This window comes from Halioglobus sp. Uisw_031, assembly GCF_047729875.1.
Taxonomy (GTDB): Bacteria; Pseudomonadota; Gammaproteobacteria; order Pseudomonadales; family Halieaceae; genus Marimicrobium.
In genome coordinates, this window is record NZ_CP159826.1 from 930,766 (window position 1) to 945,152 (window position 14,387).

The following is a 14,387-nucleotide window of genomic DNA, read 5'->3' on the forward strand; positions in this document are numbered from 1 at the left end:
TGGTGGCTCGTAAGATCTATCTACACAAAATATCATGGTTATTCGCTTGATATAGGGGGATTGGTTCAGGTTATAGCACGTTCATCGATTAAGTCCAGTCAGCAAGTCTCTGGACGTCATCGCGTGGTGACTGACAGGCTGTCTATAGTTACGTATGCTGTTTGCAAGGAATTGTGATCGCTATTCCGATAGCGAATACTATTAGCGATACTTCACAGGTCAGGGATAGCGTTATGCAAGCTGATAAAATTGCCCATTATTTTGATCTCACCGACAAGGTGATTGTAGTTACCGGAGGAAGCCGGGGCTTAGGTTTTGAAATGTGCAGAGCCTTTGCCGAGTCGGGGGCGAAAGTTGTTATTAGTTCACGCAAGGCCGAAGGCTGCCGGCGCGCGGCAGAATTGATCGAGCAGGAAACCGGTCAAACATGCCTGCCGATTGCGTGTCATGTAGGTGATTGGGATGCGTGTGATGCGATGGTGGAAAAAGTCTATGAACAATATGACCGCATTGATGTTCTAGTGAATAACGCAGGCATGTCACCGCGTTACGAATCGCCTGCCACGGTCTCTCGAGAATTGTTTGATAAGGTAATCGGGGTCAATCTTGCTGGCCCCTTCCGTTTGTCGGCGATCGTGGGTGAACAAATGGCACGTGGGCGGGGCGGTTCGATTATCAACGTGAGCAGTATTGCAGCGGTAGCACCGGGCGCGTCGGAATTACCTTACGCGGCCGCCAAAGCGGGATTGAACAACCTGACCGAGGGTCTGGCCCATACTTTTGGACCGAAAGTGCGCTGCAATGGCATTATGCCTGGCGCGTTTCTGACGGATATTTCTATTGCTTGGACTGAAGATGTCAAGATTGCCTTGGGTGCGCTGGTACCACTAGGAAGGGCTGGACAGCCCGAAGAAATTGTCGGCGCGGCACTTTATCTTGCGTCAGATGCTTCTCGTTATACTAACGGTGCCATTATTAAAGTCGATGGCGGTACTGCTTTTGGCAGCTGAGAGAGACTGGGAAGACGTGTCAGGCGGTACGTAATTTCAGGAAGGGGTTCATCCATCGAAATTTCCAGTCAGTGAACTTTAGCGGCGCATCCAATACGACTAGACAGATGCAATCTTCAGACTGAAGGGCTGTGGGTGCGTGCACATCACCCTGCCGGCGAACCAAAAAATCGCCTTTGTGATAACTGCCGTGAGCGTCAGAGAAGCCACCCTGTAGTATCAGGGTCATTTCACTGCCGCGATGCGTATGCTCAGGAATGCGGCCTCCAGCGTTGAAGTGGTAGATGGCCAGCTCATGCTGTGGGTCGCCGGCCTGCAGATAGCTGATGCGTAACGTGGACCCAATGTTTTTCCAATTCAAATCGCTGAAATCACCGCACATCAGACGTTGCAATATTGCAGGCGTATTGCTGGTATCTTTGTTTGTTTTGGCGTACGACAACGGAACCTCTTCATCCAGCCTAGCGAGCACGGCATTCAACTGTGCATCACCAACAGCTACCGGCTCCTGTGCTTCGAACAAACTTGCCCCGAGGTCGGCCAGCTGTCCTGCAATTCCCTGACATCGTCTACAGTGAGAGATATGTAGCGAGACACAGGCTGACTGAGTCAGCGGCAGCGAACCTGCGGCATACTCTGTGATAAGGTCGAGATCTGGGTGAAAATTTGTCATAGTATTATTTCTCAAATCGGATTTGTAGTTTCTGGAGAGCCAATCGCACGCGCGACTTTACTGTTCCCAGCGGGATATCCAGCTCTCCGGCGACTTCAGAATGAGATTTTCCCTCCATATACACTTTTGCGAGGATTTGGGCTTGATCGTTGGGCAGTTCATCGATGAGACCTCTAATCTTGTCCCTGCCGCGCTTTTGATGCAGCACCATAAACGCTTCTTCGCTTTCCTGGGAGCCTGATACGTCGTCTGCTGATAGCGGGGTGTCAAATTTCTGCAGACGGCGAAATAGATCGGTTCGACTATTGCGCGCTATAGTATAAATCCAGGTACTGGCGGCAGCCTTTTCCGCGTTGAACGCCCCCGCTTTTTGCCAGACCTTTAACATAACCTCTTGAACTAATTCGTCTGCGTTGTTAGCGGAAAGCGTAGAACCTGACAAAGCGAAAGCCTTCATTAATGGGGCAAAGTGTCGAAATAGCCGTGTGAAGGCTGCTCGGTCCTCATGCTGTCCGATTAAAGTGAGACACTCACTCCATTCATCCGTGCGTTTTCCACTAGGCTCGATTTGCGCGTCTGTCTCATCATCAAACTTGTCTGTCACAGTCATCATTCTCTGGGGCCCCAAATGAGTTAAGGAGTATACGCGTCAACAGGCAGATGGATCACTCCAATTCATCATGATTTAGCGTGCGGTTAGGCCAAGAACGCTCCATAGGCGGCAAATCCATGTAAAATCTAGTCAAAACTGATCCATATACGGGCTGTTGCCGTATTTCGGTGAGATAAGACAATGCCCTGAGAGGTGCCGGCAGTGAGAGAATTGCAATAATGAAGGTCGCCGTGATTGGGTCAGGCATATCAGGTCTAGCCTGCGCACATTACCTTAGCGATGAGCATGAGGTCTGGGTTTATGAGGCAGCGCGCAAGATTGGCGGCCACACAGCTACCGTGGACGTGAAACTCGGCACCCGGCACTACGCCATCGACACCGGTTTCATTGTATTTAATGACTGGACTTATCCTTGCTTCATTGAATTAATGAACGAGCTGGGTGTTGCTAGCAAGCCGACAGCCATGGGTTTTAGTGTGCGGGACCCTGAGTCAGGTCTTGAATATTCTGGTACGAATCTAGATACTCTTTTTGCCCAGCGTCGTAATCTAGTATCTTTACCCTTCATCGGTATGGTTCGCGATATCCTGCGATTTAACCGCGAGGCGGTTGTTGACCTTGACGACGGTAAGATCGCAGATAACGAGACACTGGGTGCCTACCTTGTGAGAAAGGGCTACAGTGAGAAATTTAAGTGCCATTACTTGGCGGCTATGGGCTCTGCGATCTGGTCTGCCGACTGTGACACCATCCTAGATTTCCCGGTTATTTTTTTCCTGAGATTTTTTCGGAATCACGGGCTGCTGTCGGTGAAAGACAGGCCGCAGTGGCGTGTTATTGAAGGCGGCTCCAGGGAGTATCTGCGCCCCTTGTGCGCGCGCTTCTCAGAGCGTATTTCTGTCGGCAACGCGGTGACTAGTGTCGCCAGGCATACTGGGAAAGGAGTGACATTGACGATGGCAGATGGTCAGCGATTGAGCTTTGATCAGGTGGTATTTGCGACCCACTCTGATCAGGCGCTGGCGCTATTGGAAGAGCCGTCTGTCCTAGAGACAGAAATTCTCAGCGCCATCCCCTACCAGACCAATGATGTTGTATTGCATACAGACATCCGTATGCTGCCGCGCAAAACGAAAACATGGAGTAGCTGGAACTATACTCTCGGGGAAAGAGAGAATCGCGCGATTGTGACCTATAACATGAATATCCTGCAGGGGATTCAAGCGCCTGAAACATTCTGCGTCACACTGAATAATACCGCAGCGATCAATCCGCATAAGATTATAGGCCGCTTTGAATACGACCATCCGGTGTTCTCGTTAGAGGGGTGTGCCGCACAACAACGCTGGGACCAAATCAATGGTGTGGCCAGCACATGGTACTGTGGTGCCTACTGGCAAAACGGTTTCCACGAGGATGGCGTGGTCAGTGCGCTTCGCGTTGCCAATGGGCTGTGCAGCAAGCATGTGGCAGCTGCGTGAAGTCACGTATCTACCAGGGTATTTTGAGGCATCGTCGGGCAGCTCCAGAGCGTCATGAGTTCCAATATAAGGTTATCATGCCCTACCTGTGTCTGGATGAGTTACCCCATATTTTTGCCAAAACACCGTTCTGGTCTGCCACAGGCAGGGCCCTGGCCCAGTTTAGGCGCAGTGATTTTCTCGGTGATCCTGCGCTTCCCCTGCAGGATGAAGTACGACGACGAATACGCGAGGAAACCGGTGCGGAGCACGTCGGTCCGATCTACTTGTTGGCTAACTTGTGCTACTTCGGTTTTGTGATGAACCCTATCGGCTGCTATTACTGTTTTAACGAAGATGAGACGCGTTTAGAATATGTCGTTGCAGAGGTGAACAATACGCCGTGGAATGAGCGGCATAGTTATGTGCTTGAGGGTCCGGAACAGGGCCGCTGGTTGCGAACCATGTTTGATAAGCAATTGCATGTGTCACCCTTCAATCCTATGAATATGCGCTATCGGTGGCGTAGTAATACGCCTGATCGACGGTTGGTGTTGCACATGGAGAATCTCTTGGAGGACGAAAAGGTGTTCGATGCTACCCTGTCCCTGTCAGCCCAGCCGATGTCTGCTGGGAACCTGAATAAATTACTTTTCCGTTACCCGCTGATGTCGGTGAAGGTAGCGCTTGCCATCTATTGGCAGGCTCTGCGGCTCTACATCAAGGGAATGCCAGTCTATACCCACCCCGCAAATGATGCGATAGGAGCAAAGAATGAATGAAGTCAGTATCGGCACGTTGCGTTTACCACAGACGCGCAGTGCTAGGGTTGGCGAAAAAATAGCCAGGGAAGCCATCTTCAGGTTACTCAGTAAGTTGCAGGTTGGCTCATTAACGCTGCATGAGGGACCGTGCAGCCATCATTTCGGTAGTGTAGACAAACCACACGAGCCACAGGCAGAAGTGCATATACACAGTCCCGCTGTGTACTCACAAATGCTCACTGGAGGCTCGATTGGGTCCGGTGAGGCGTATATGAAGGGTTATTGGTCTTCGCCTGATGCAATGGACGTAATGCGTATATTCAGTGCCAACCTTGTATTACTGAATAAGTTTGACGCGAGCCAGTCCGTCTTTGTAAAGCTGGCATTGAAGATTGCTCACCGTTTTAACCGCAATACCTACAAAGGATCGCAGTTAAATATTGCTGCTCACTATGATCTTGGTAATGAATTCTTTCAGCTGTTTCTTGATCCTACAATGATGTATTCGTCGGCTTTATTTTCGGACAAGTCCGCTAGTCTTGAAGTGGCATCGGAGACCAAGCTCGATGAACTCTGTCAGCAACTTGAATTAAAGTCTGATGATCATCTGTTGGAGATAGGCACAGGTTGGGGTGGAATGGCGATACATGCGGCGAAGAATTTCGGTTGCCGAGTCACCACAACAACGATATCACAGGAGCAGTACGACTTCGCTTCCGCTAGAGTTAGGGAAGAAGGGCTTGAAGGCCAGATTACACTGTTATGCGAAGACTATCGCAATCTCACCGGGGAATATGACAAGCTGGTGTCCATTGAGATGATTGAAGCTGTAGGCCATGATTTTTATCAGAATTATTTTCGCATGTGTTCTGGACTTCTCAAGCCCAATGGGAAAATGGTGATTCAGGCCATTACAATGGCGGATCAGCGTTATAAAGAGGCGCGAGACTCCGTTGATTTTATCAAGCGCTATATCTTCCCTGGGGGCTGTTTACCTTCTGTCGCAGTGATGGCTCAGCATATCGCGCGTGACACGGATATGCAGATCGTGCATTTACGGGACATCACGAATGACTACGCTGAGACATTGGCACATTGGCGCCAACGATTCCTTGCTAATCTCGAGGCAGTGCGGGGCATGGGGTTCAGTGAGGAGTTTGTGCGGATGTGGGATTTCTACCTGTGCTATTGCGAGGGAGGCTTCCGTGAACGCGTTATCAGTACGGTGCAGCTGGCATTCGCTAAGCCTGACTATCGGTTTCAGGGCTCAGTTGCGCCTGTTTATGAATGAAAATCTACGGAAAAAAAGATCTGAAGTGCGCGTGTCTGCGTAATTAACCCTAAGCTAACGATACGAGGTCCGTGTTATGGAAAAAGCCTTGATGCAAACCATGATTGCCGCTCCGCAGGTGATGTCTGAAGATGCTCGGAGTGTGCGCGATGCGCTGATAATGCGTGGGCTTGAAACGCCTTTGATCGAGAATGGCCTTACTCGTGACCAAAAATTTGAGCGTATTAAAGATGCATTTGAAGAGATCGCCTCCACGCTTGGTCTAGATCTTGAAGACGATAGCTTGTGTGACACGCCAAAACGTATCGCCAAAATGTATGTTGATGAGATTTTTTCTGGCCTAGATTATGCACGTTTTCCCAAAGCCACCGCGATCGACAACAAAATGGGTGTTGAGGAGATGGTGCGCATTGATGATATTTCGATGGTGAGCACTTGCGAGCATCACTTTGTCACCATCGACGGTATGGCGAGTGTTGCTTACATTCCGGCGAGCAGGATCATCGGCTTGTCCAAGGTAAATCGTATTGTTCGATTCTTTGCCCAGAGACCTCAGGTTCAAGAGCGACTAACGCAGCAGGTGCTGGTAGCCTTACAAACTCTTCTAGAGACTGAGAACGTCGCCGTCAGCATCAACGCGGTTCATTACTGTGTAAAAGCCAGAGGAGTGATGGATTCTAATTCGCGGACTCGCACCACTGCACTGGGTGGGCAGTTCAAAAAAGACTCTCGCACAAGAGCGGAATTCCTCTCCGCGTAAAGTCTGTGCAACCGGTCATGCGTACCTGCCAGTCAGCACTCTGAGAGCGCTCTGAGAGGTACACTATCAAGGAGAGCTGGGTGAACCTGTTCACATCAGCCCGTTTGGGCAGCCCTGCATTAGCTAAGATAGCGAATGTTCTGATGTTCAATGTCAGTTGGTTCGCTATATTACTCACGCAGTCGTCTTTCATCGCGCCGGTCATTGTGTTGCTGCACATGTCGGCACATTTTTATCTTATGGGAAAAGGAAGACCCGAATTGCTGATTGTGGCCGGTGTAACAGCGTTTGGTCTTGTCGTCGACCAGATATTGTTCGCAACGGGTGTATTTAATTTAGGAGGCCAGTCGACCTATGCGCCACTCTGGTTGACCTGCTTGTGGCCAGTGTTTGCGACGACCTTGATGCATGCCTTTGACTGGCTTCAAAGCAGAACCATCTTATCCAGCATTCTTGGCGCAGTAGGGGGGACAATGTCCTATGTCGCAGGTATTGGGCTAACATCGATAGAGTTTGGATCGCTTTTTTGGGGGCCTATTATCATAGGAACGTTGTGGGCCATAGCCTTCCCATTATTTCTCAAAATATCTGCCAAAATGTCCCATCATAGCGATGGCGATGCCCTAGGGGCCAAAGGTCCTGCGCGGCAGCGATCACCGGTTTGACGCAGCCACAGTTCAATACTGCCAGCCCCGTCATCTATTGGTTTCGGCAGGACCTCCGGTTGGACGATCTTCCCGGACTCAATGCGGCATTTGCAACGGGCAGACCGGTGTTAGCGTGTTACATCCTTGATGACGACAGCCCCGGCGATTGGGCGTTAGGTGGCGCAAGCCGCTGGTGGCTGCACCACAGCTTGACCTCCCTTGCAGTTGATGTCGAGAAGAGGGGTGGTCAGCTTCATCTGTCGCGAGGGCGACCTGATACGATTCTTGCGCAACTGGCAGACTCGACCGGCGCTGACCTTGTCTGCTGTTCGCGACAATATGAACCGTGGGCTCGTTTGTTGGAAGAACAGTTGCACGATGCTCTCTTAAGCACAGGGGTTAAGCTAAAACGCTATTCTGGGTCACTTCTGTGGGAGCCAGAGTCGATCAAGAACAAAGCTGGCACGCCTTTCAAAGTGTTTACACCGTTCTGGCGAAAATGTCGGGTCTTGCCCGTCACCGAGACATCAAACCCCAGGGCCGAGTTTGTAACATGGAGCACCTATAAACCATCATCGTTGCGCATTGAAGATCTAGAGCTGTTGCCAGTGACACCAAATTGGGCGCCGAGCTGGGAGCAACTGTGGCAGCCGGGAGAGCGGGGGGCAGTGCGTAAGCTCAAGGCATTTATGCGCGGCGCTATAGCGCAATACGATAAGGGTAGGAATTACCCGGCTCGCGGTGCAACATCTGGGTTATCGCCACATTTGCACTTTGGAGAGATAGCCCCACACAGAATTTTTCGCGCTGTCAGGGAAGCTGAATTGGCCAACCCAGAACTTGATAATGAGGCTGAAAAATTTTTGAGTGAGTTGGGCTGGCGTGAGTTTTCCCACCACCTTTTGTTCCACTTCCCTACGATGCCAACGCACGCATTCAAGTCTGATTTCGCTGCCTTTCCTTGGGTCGGCGGCGTGGATGCATTAACCGCTTGGCAACAGGGCAAAACGGGATACCCTATCGTTGACGCGGGAATGAGAGAGCTCTGGCAAACGGGTTATATGCATAATCGGGTGCGGATGGTCGCTGCCTCATTCTTGTGCAAGCATTTACTAGTAGATTGGCGGTCCGGCCAGCGCTGGTTCTGGGATACGCTTGTGGATGCCGATTTAGCCAACAATGCCTGCGGATGGCAGTGGGTCGCCGGCAGCGGTGCGGACGCATCACCGTATTTTCGTATTTTCAATCCAACGACGCAGGCACAAAAATTTGATGGCGATGGCGACTACCTCAGACGCTGGCTACCCGAACTGGCGGCGCTGCCGAATAAGTTTCTGCATCAACCCTTGTCGGCTCCCATAGGAGTGCTGAACGACGCCGGCGTGATATTAGGAGAGACTTATCCCTTTCCTATTGTTGACCATCGAGATGCACGAGGTGCGGCGTTGGCCGCCTATGCAGATATGAAGTCAGGATAATCAAACGTTACTGACGCTAAATTTAAGGGTGAAATGCAATGACTGTGCTACATGAAATCGCTGATGTAAAACGCTCGCCAGAGGAAGTCTATGACTACGTCAGTGATTTCACCACGACCGTTGAATGGGACACTACCGCTATTGCAGCTCGCAAATTGACGCCCGGTGCGGTTGCTGTAGGGACAAAATTTGAAGTGGAGTGCGCGCTTCCTGTGGGCAGTATAACGCTGCTCTATACGGTGAAAACTCTGAAGATCAATACGCTCATTGTGCTTAGTGGTAGCTGTAGATTTTTTGATATTGAGGACACAATCTCGTTCTCTGAAGTGCCTGGTGGAACGCGCATTGATTATCGTGCTGAGTTTTTTTTCAAGCCACTGATGTCGACCCTTGCTGGATTGGCAAAGCAGGGATTGGAAAGTATGGGCAGAGATTCGGTAGCAGGGCTCGCACGTGCGCTGAAAGATAACTTTCCTGTCGAGACGCCGACTTCAACGGATAAAGTCGCTGATAAACTGGTACTTCCAGCATTGTCTTTATTTTCGCGGCTCGGATATAAACTTGGGCGCAAGCGCTTTCATCCCATGACGGCTTCTATAAAGAGCAAGCATATGGTCATCACCGGCGCATCATCCGGGCTAGGCTATGCTACCGCACAGGAGCTGGCCCGTCGGGGGGCTGACTTGACGCTGGTTGTGCGTGATCGTGTGAAGGCGGAAAAGACTGTCTCTGATTTACAGGCAGAAACGGGTAATTGCAACATACACTATGAACTTGCGGACCTAAGTCTTATGGCAGATGTTGATAGTTTGGTCGAGCGGATGAAAAAACGTGGGCGGCCTATTGACGTGCTAGTCAATAATGCGGGCGCACTTTTTAATCCTCGAAGTGAAACGAATGAAGGTCTGGAGCAAAGCTTTGCACTTTTGCTGCTCAGTCCTTATCGTCTGACGGAAGGACTGAAGCCTTTACTGTTGATGGCGTCATCGCCTCGGGTGATCAATGTGGTCTCGGGGGGCATGTACAGTCAGGCGCTCAATGTTGAACAGCTGTTGGCGCCTGACACCCCCGCATATTCCGGTAGTGAGGCCTATGCCCGACAAAAACGCGCACTGATGGTGTTGACGCAGCAGTGGGCTGCCGACTGGGAGGGAGAGGGTATCGTAGTAAATGCAATGCATCCTGGCTGGGCTGATACGCCGGGTGTTCGCAGCGCGCTGCCCCAGTTTCGCAAACTTACCCGACATGTGCTGCGATCATCCGAAGAAGGCGCCGATACCATCGTTTGGTTGGCAGTAGCCACTGAGGCCGGTTCCGTCAGCGGTAAATTGTTCCTCGATCGAGCTGAGCATACTACTCACTTGCTCAGTAAAACGAGGGGGTCTGGGCAAGAAACGAAGAAACTCATGAGTTTCCTTGCGTCGAATAAATACGCTATCGACGTCGCGCAGCGAGCCAGCGTTTCTGCTCAGACATGACCTTCCGCGTTGCTGCGAAAACGCTCATGGTCGGTTCTGATTTTCCATTAACCCCGAGTAAATCCAGTTGTGCGTAATACCAGTATTGAACACCGAAGCTCGCGATCGTCCGAAGCGTTTTAGAGCGGTTAAGAAAGGTTAACCAAGGCGGAAACATCGCCAGTTGTGCTTCAAAGCGCGGCAGTTCGGATGCGCCTTGCAATAATTTGGCAGGCGCATCCGTGACGACACATAATGGCCGCCCAAGTCCGATCAGGTCCGCGCCTCCAGCAGTAATGGCCTGCTCCATGGCAGCGCGCCGACGGAAGCCACCCGTTACCATAAGTGGAATGGATACCGTTTTTTTCATGGCCAGCGCGAAATCAACGAAGTAGGCTTCGCGCATCAATGTGGACTGTGCGACATTTTGCTGTTCTTCTTCTTCAAGCCCCTCCGCGCCAAGCAGTTTTGGTTGCTCGTAAGTCCCGCCGGAAATTTCTATCACGTCGACGCCTGCCGCTTCCAGCCATTGGGCCACTTGCAAGCTGTCTTCAAAAGCGAAACCGCCTTTTTGAAAATCCGCACTATTGAGTTTGACCGCTACGGGGAAGTTCTGGCCTACCGACGCGCGGACGATGCGAACGCAGTCTAGTAGTGCTCGGGCACGATTAGCCAGCTCACCACCGTATTGGTCAATGCGGAGATTAGTCCGCGGACTAAGAAACTGTGAAAGCAGATAGCCGTGGGCCGCATGAATCTGGACGCCGGTGAAGCCTGCCGCTTTCACTGCCGCAGCACATACGCCGAAGCGATGCACGATGTCTTCGATCTCAGCAACCGTCAGTGCAACGGGCTCGCCAAATTGCCCACCGGGCAGCCCCATCTTTACCGAAGACGGGGCCTTTGGGTGGGGGTTGATGACCTTTTGGGTCTGTCGCCCGGCATGGCTGATTTGTGCCCAGAAGTGATTGCCTTTGCGAGTCGCTGTTTTGGCCCAACTCGAAAGCGCTTGATGCATCGCCTCATTCGGTTGTTGATCTATGATGACGTTGCCCGGGCGTTCCAGATGATCGCCATCCACCAGTATGTTACCGGACAGAAGCAACCCCGCGCCGCCGTCACTCCACAGGCCATACAATCGGTCTAGAGCGGCCGTCGGTACTCCCGCCGGATTCGCCAACCCTTCTGTCATGGCGGCTTTCACAAGGCGATTTTCTAGTACTACTCCACAGGGCAGCCTCAGTGATTGAGCGAGGATGTCAGACATGGCAGTTCCTGTGTGTAAGTGGTGGCTGCAGAGCCAGGAGTGCGCTGAATACTGCGCTAAGTCTCATCTCGATACGAATCGATGGCTGGGCAGGCGCAAAACAGGTTGCGGTCACCGTAGACATTGTCTACCCGATTAACCGGCGCCCAGTACTTATAGTGCCGCAAAGATGCGACGGGATAGGCTGCATGCTCGCGGTCATACGGATGATCCCAGTTACTGGCAGCGACGTCGGCCAGCGTATGTGGGGCATTGCTCAATGGATTGTCCGTCGCATCGAGTGCGCCGGTTTGTACTGCGTTAATTTCCGCGCGGATTGCTATCAGGGCATCGCAGAATCGATCCACCTCCGCTAGCGATTCTGATTCTGTTGGTTCCACCATCAGTGTGCCGGCGACGGGAAACGACATGGTTGGGGCATGAAACCCAAAGTCGATCATGCGCTTAGCGATATCTTCCTCCGATACGCCGCTGTCTTCCTTGATCGGGCGAATATCCAAAATACATTCGTGCGCCACATTGCCGCTGGCACCCGTGTAGAGGATGGGATAGTGATCCTTGAGTCGGTGGGCGATGTAGTTGGCGCTGAGAATAGCCACCTTAGTTGCCAGCGTCAGACCTTCTTCACCCATCAGTGCAATATAGGCCCAAGAGATCGTCAGAATAGAAGCACTCCCAAAGGGTGCGGAGGAGACGACATCGTTGTTCGGATCTAGACCCGCAATGGGCGCCACCGGATGGCTGGGCAGGAACGGTTGTAAATGCGCACCCACACCGATGGGGCCCATGCCTGGACCACCGCCGCCGTGTGGAATGCAAAAAGTCTTATGTAAATTAAGATGCGACACATCGGCGCCGAATTTCCCCGGCGCAGCAATTCCCACGAGCGCGTTTAGGTTGGCGCCGTCCACGTACACTTGGCCACCGTGTTGATGGATAATCTCACACAATTCAATGATGGATTCTTCGAATACGCCGTGAGTGGACGGGTAGGTCACCATGATGCACGATAGATCTTGTGTGTGATGTTGGACCTTGGTGCGCAGGTCGGCCATGTCGATATTCCCAAGCCCGTCGCATTCAACAATCACTACTCGCATGCCTGCCAGCGCCGCGCTAGCAGGATTAGTGCCGTGTGCTGAGGAGGGGATGAGGCAGACGTTACGCTGCGTGTCACCGCGACTTTCGTGATAACGGCGGATGACCAATAACCCGGTGTACTCGCCCTGAGAGCCCGCATTGGGTTGCAGAGAAATGGCGTCATAGCCAGTACATTCCACTAGCATTTGATCAAGTTCCGCTAGTATCGCCTGGTAGCCGGCGGTCTGTTCGGGAGGCGCGAACGGGTGTAATCCCGCGAACTCAGGCCAGGTCACCGGTAGCATTTCGGTGGTGGCATTCAACTTCATGGTGCAACTGCCCAGAGCAATCATTGCGCGATTGAGCGCCATGTCTTTGTCTTCCAAGTAGCGCATGTAGCGCAGCATTTCCGTTTCCGAATGGTAGTTGTTGAAGAGGGGGTGTTGTAGGTAGTCAATGGGTCGCAGTAACTGATCTGGAATCCCGCCGTTTTCTGCTACTTGAGTATCCACTATTGCTACGGAGGAAGACACATTGTCGCCGCTAAAGGCACACCACAGAGCTTCGATGTCTGAGGCGGAGGTGGTTTCATCCAGAGAGATGCCCAGACGGTCACTGCCGATGATGCGCAGGTTTAAGCCGCTGGCTAGTGCACGTTCAACGATAGCCTGTTGTTGCCCACCCACTGTATAGCTGACGGTATCAAAGAAGCTGGCGTTGTCGCGCGTGAAGCCGGCGTCTTCCAGCCCCTTCACTAGAATACAGGCCAAGCGCTGAATGCGGGTGGCTATCCGTCGCAGTCCCGTCGGTCCATGGTACATAGCGTAGAAAGCGGCCATAACGGCGAGCAGTGCTTGCGCCGTACAAATGTTACTGGTGGCCTTTTCGCGACGGATATGTTGCTCGCGGGTTTGCATGGCCATGCGCAGGGCTTGGTTGCCGCGTCGGTCTATAGATACACCGATAATGCGTCCCGGGGTAGAACGTTTGTAGGCGTCTCGAGTGGCAAAAAAAGCCGCATGAGGGCCGCCAAAGCCCATGGGGACACCAAAGCGCTGGGTATTGCCCAGCACTACATCGGCGCCCATTGAGCCGGGTGATTTCACCAGCAGCAGAGCCATAATGTCCGCCGCCACCGCCACTAGCGTATTTTTTTTATGGGCTTTCTCTGTCAATGGAGAAATGTCTTGTAGATGCCCATAGGTGCCGGGGTATTGCACTAGCAGGCCGAAGGCCTCGGTAGTGTTGAGCAGCTCTGCCGGATCGCCGACTAAGACCTCAATATCCAGTGCCTTGGCTCGAGTTTTTACCACAGCGATAGTCTGGGGGTGGCAATCGTCTGCTATCAGGAAGGTGCTGCTGCGGTTTTTTTTGTTCACCCGTTGTAACAGCGTCATAGCCTCTGCGGCAGCAGTGCCTTCGTCCAGCATGGAAGCATTTGCCAGGTCCATTCCGGTCAGGTCGAGCACCATCTGCTGGAAAGTCAGTAGTGCTTCCAGACGGCCCTGGGATATTTCCGGCTGATAAGGCGTATAGGCGGTATACCAGCCGGGATTTTCCAGTACATTGCGCTGGATAACCGGGGGCGTGACGGTATCGTGGTAACCCATACCGATAAAGGAGCGATTGACGATATTCAGACTTGCCAGCTCTCGCAGTCGCGCAATGACTTGCTGCTCAGTCTGGGCTCCGGGCAGTTGCATAGGTTGCTGCCGACGAATGGCCGCAGGTACGGTGTCATCGATCAGCGCATCTAGATTGTCGTAGCCAATGGCGCGGGCCATGGCTGTTTGCTGCTCGACAGTAGGTCCAATATGACGTTGGATGAATTCGGCATGGTTTTCCAAATCAAGTAGAGACGGACGGCTCATGGATACTCCGAGAGTT

Annotated in this window: 12 protein-coding genes; 8 read left to right on the forward strand and 4 right to left on the reverse strand. The window is 52.2% G+C overall.

Going from position 1 to position 14,387, the window contains the following annotated elements; genetic code table 11:
* Positions 1 to 233: 233 nt before the first annotated feature.
* The gene (locus ABXT62_RS04385) at positions 234 to 1,010 is read left to right on the forward strand and encodes an SDR family NAD(P)-dependent oxidoreductase (RefSeq protein ID WP_415357373.1); all 777 of its coding nucleotides are present in this window, start codon (positions 234 to 236) and stop codon (positions 1,008 to 1,010) included.
* Between the two features lie 19 nt (positions 1,011 to 1,029).
* Here ABXT62_RS04385 and ABXT62_RS04390 read toward each other — a convergent pair whose 3' ends face one another.
* On the reverse strand, positions 1,030 to 1,683 hold the full coding sequence (locus ABXT62_RS04390; protein WP_415357375.1) for a ChrR family anti-sigma-E factor: 654 nt from the start codon (positions 1,681 to 1,683) through the stop codon (positions 1,030 to 1,032).
* A gap of 4 nt (positions 1,684 to 1,687) precedes the next feature.
* Positions 1,688 to 2,296, reverse strand: coding sequence for a sigma-70 family RNA polymerase sigma factor (locus ABXT62_RS04395; RefSeq protein WP_415357377.1), 609 nt, complete (start codon positions 2,294 to 2,296; stop codon positions 1,688 to 1,690).
* A gap of 218 nt (positions 2,297 to 2,514) precedes the next feature.
* Here ABXT62_RS04395 and ABXT62_RS04400 point away from each other — a divergent pair, with 218 nt between their 5' ends.
* The 7 genes from ABXT62_RS04400 to ABXT62_RS04430 all read left to right on the forward strand — a co-directional run bounded on the left by ABXT62_RS04400 (position 2,515) and on the right by ABXT62_RS04430 (position 10,174).
* A complete protein-coding gene (locus ABXT62_RS04400) occupies positions 2,515 to 3,777 on the forward strand; it encodes an NAD(P)/FAD-dependent oxidoreductase (protein WP_415357379.1) in 1,263 nt (420 codons plus the stop codon).
* Positions 3,774 to 4,538 (forward strand): DUF1365 domain-containing protein, encoded by a 765-nt coding sequence (locus ABXT62_RS04405; RefSeq protein WP_415357381.1) that lies wholly within the window; start codon positions 3,774 to 3,776, stop codon positions 4,536 to 4,538. Before ABXT62_RS04400 ends, ABXT62_RS04405 begins: the two co-directional genes overlap by 4 nt.
* Positions 4,531 to 5,811, forward strand: a complete 1,281-nt coding sequence (locus tag ABXT62_RS04410; RefSeq protein WP_415357383.1) for a class I SAM-dependent methyltransferase — start codon at positions 4,531 to 4,533, stop codon at positions 5,809 to 5,811. The genes ABXT62_RS04405 and ABXT62_RS04410 overlap by 8 nt, the downstream gene beginning before the upstream one ends.
* A gap of 76 nt (positions 5,812 to 5,887) precedes the next feature.
* Positions 5,888 to 6,571 (forward strand): GTP cyclohydrolase I FolE, encoded by a 684-nt coding sequence (gene folE, locus ABXT62_RS04415; protein WP_415357385.1) that lies wholly within the window; start codon positions 5,888 to 5,890, stop codon positions 6,569 to 6,571.
* An 80-nt stretch (positions 6,572 to 6,651) separates the two neighbouring features.
* Positions 6,652 to 7,236, forward strand: coding sequence for a DUF2878 domain-containing protein (locus ABXT62_RS04420; protein ID WP_415357387.1), 585 nt, complete (start codon positions 6,652 to 6,654; stop codon positions 7,234 to 7,236).
* Complete coding sequence (locus ABXT62_RS04425; protein ID WP_415357389.1) at positions 7,233 to 8,696, forward strand: cryptochrome/photolyase family protein; 1,464 nt, start codon at positions 7,233 to 7,235, stop codon at positions 8,694 to 8,696. Before ABXT62_RS04420 ends, ABXT62_RS04425 begins: the two co-directional genes overlap by 4 nt.
* Positions 8,697 to 8,734: 38 nt before the next feature.
* On the forward strand, positions 8,735 to 10,174 hold the full coding sequence (locus tag ABXT62_RS04430) for an SDR family NAD(P)-dependent oxidoreductase (protein ID WP_415357391.1): 1,440 nt from the start codon (positions 8,735 to 8,737) through the stop codon (positions 10,172 to 10,174).
* Here the strand turns inward: ABXT62_RS04430 and ABXT62_RS04435 are convergent.
* Positions 10,131 to 11,420, reverse strand: a complete 1,290-nt coding sequence (locus tag ABXT62_RS04435) for an NADH:flavin oxidoreductase/NADH oxidase family protein (protein ID WP_415357393.1) — start codon at positions 11,418 to 11,420, stop codon at positions 10,131 to 10,133. The genes ABXT62_RS04430 and ABXT62_RS04435 overlap by 44 nt on opposite strands.
* A gap of 56 nt (positions 11,421 to 11,476) precedes the next feature.
* Complete coding sequence (gene gcvP, locus ABXT62_RS04440) at positions 11,477 to 14,371, reverse strand: aminomethyl-transferring glycine dehydrogenase (protein ID WP_415357395.1); 2,895 nt, start codon at positions 14,369 to 14,371, stop codon at positions 11,477 to 11,479.
* Positions 14,372 to 14,387: the final 16 nt, after the last annotated feature.